General features: G+C 61.6%; 2 protein-coding genes and 1 pseudogene. All 3 read right to left on the reverse strand.

The window, feature by feature from the left end:
- A partial coding sequence (locus RMQ73_RS13675; protein ID WP_310498863.1) for an outer membrane beta-barrel protein occupies positions 1-797 on the reverse strand: 797 nt, incomplete at its 3' end.
- A gap of 52 nt (positions 798-849) precedes the next feature.
- Entirely contained in the window at positions 850-1,338 is a 489-nt protein-coding gene (locus RMQ73_RS13680; RefSeq protein WP_310498865.1) for a DUF2793 domain-containing protein, read from the reverse strand.
- Between the two features lie 12 nt (positions 1,339-1,350).
- Positions 1,351-2,264, reverse strand: a pseudogene (locus RMQ73_RS13685) (hypothetical protein); the annotation flags it as partial.

Here is a 2,264-nt window from a genome sequence, read left to right on the forward strand (position 1 = left end):
GTCAGCAGCAGGCTGTGGCTGCGATAACGGCTGTTCACCGACAGGCCGTTTGTCGTGAAAGTGTCCACCTGCGGCACGCTGAAGAAGCGATATTTCAAACCGATGTCGATATGGTCGTTGATCGGCTTGTACACGCCGGCAAGCACCTGCCACGCGAAGCTGGTGTCGCTGTCGTTCAGGAACACGGCACCCGGCGCATTGAGCGCCTGCTGGCCCTGCGTCACGCGGGCAATACCGGCACCGGCGCCGAGATAACCGCCCCATTCGCCGTCCTGACCGCCGAAATCAGCAAGACCATTGACCATGAACGACAAAGCTTCGACGTTTCCGCCGGCATTGCTGTTCACACCCAGCGGCGGTGCGCCGAGAATGGAAGGACCGTTCACGGCAGCGCTGTAGTTGATGGCAGGAATGCCCTGCTCGATCGTGGTGTTGCGCACATTGTTGCGGTTATAATTCAGCGCGAATTCAGCGCGGAACGGACCGAAGTCGTAGCCGATGTTGCCACCGACATCATATCCGACCGCATAATTCTGCGTGATGCCGTCTTTGACACGCGTGGTGCCAGCAGCATTGGCGATGTCATAGCCCTGATTCTGCATCAGGTTGGGACCAGCCTCGATACCGATGTACCAAGACTTGTCTTTCGCGAGTGCCGGCCCAGCGAGGGCGGTACCGGCGAGCGCGAGGCAAATTGCCAACTTCCGCATCGTCATCCCCTTAGAGTTGTGTATCGAACTGATAGAACTCTTTAACCCACGGAAAGCTGCACATGCAAGCGGCGAATAGAACCGCATGTTGCTCGATTGCAACACATAGTCGGGGAAATGGGCGGGCCCTGGCGGGCCCTCAGATGATGATACCTTGGGCCGACAGGGCTGCAAGCAGCATTCCCAGGACGGCACGGGCCTCGGCATCGACGACCGCGCCGCCGTTCGGCGGCACCACGCTTGCTGGCGTTGCCCCAAGCACGGCTCTTGCCCCAATCATCAGATGCGATACGGGCCAACCAGCCTGCCAGCCCGCAGCGAAAATCGTCGTTGCCGCGTCGGTAACAACATAAGCGACCATACCTGTTATCGGCGTTGTCGCCTGCCAGCCAAAACCGTCCCAGCTCATGAGCGTTCCGGCCGGCGCGCCCCAAAGCGCAGTGCCGGAGAAAGGGACAATATAACTGTCTCCCGCATCAGGCTCGGCTGGCGGTGACGTCAATTCCCGGGATATCACGGTTATATGCATCAACCGATCGAGCTGGGCGATGGCTTCGTTGTGCGTGATTTCCTTCTGGGCCTGGCCAGCAGCAAGCAAGGGCAGTCGCAGGCGTGTTGTTTCGGGCATGGCGCACATCCTTCATGAAAGCATCAACCGGGCAAATGCTCCGGGCACAGCGCCAAGCTGCGCCACCTTGAATTCCAGCGGCCCTGGCGGCACGCTGGTGATTTCGACCCACGGCTTGCCAACTGTCAGCGACTGGAACCGCACGCTGCCTTGCCAAAGCTCCACCAGATAAGCCTCCCCGTCCTCAGCCAGCGGAACATCCATGAAATCACGCCAGCCAAACCCGGTTCGGCTCCGCCGGACCCAATGGACAGTGAGGTCATTACCCAGCCGCCTCGCCTTGAGATGCACCGGCGACGGCGGTGCGAGGGACGCGCCCAAAACGGTCATGCTGGCAATCATTGCTGCTGCATCGCCGCTGCCTTGCGGGCGCAGCCGCAACTGCTGTCCCAGCATTTCGGAAGACAAGTCGGTGGCAAGCATCGCCGTCGGGTCCAGGATGACAAAGCGGTCACCGGCTGCGTGCTGCATGACATGTTCCGTGCCGCGCCGGCCCCGCAGCAACATCGACAGGCGAAACCGGCCCGGCGCCAGCGCTTCGGCCTCGGCGAACTGGATGATCTCGTCCCCAACGAGCGCCAGATTGGCGCCGGAAAGCACCGCTGCCAGCGGCCGGCTTTCCAGCCACATGGCTGGATTCAGCAGGGCAACATCAAGGTAGCTGTGCCTGTCCCATGTTTCGGCGGGGCCGGCAGGAAGGACACTCACCGCAACGCCCATGACGCTGGCAGCCTCGGCGGTGCCGGCCTGGCGGTAACTGACGCCGGCATCGGTGCTGAGCATGATAGGCGCTCTTCGCCACCCGGAAGATGCGCCTGCCGCTGCCACCCACAACCTGGGAGCAGACAGCAATTCGCCAGCCAAAGCTGGCAGTTCCAGCACATGCATTGTCGTTGGTCCGGCCGGCACATCGCCAAACACCTGAG

Origin of the sequence: Sandarakinorhabdus sp. (assembly GCF_031430775.1) — a bacterium.
GTDB lineage: Bacteria > Pseudomonadota > Alphaproteobacteria > Sphingomonadales > Sphingomonadaceae > Sandarakinorhabdus.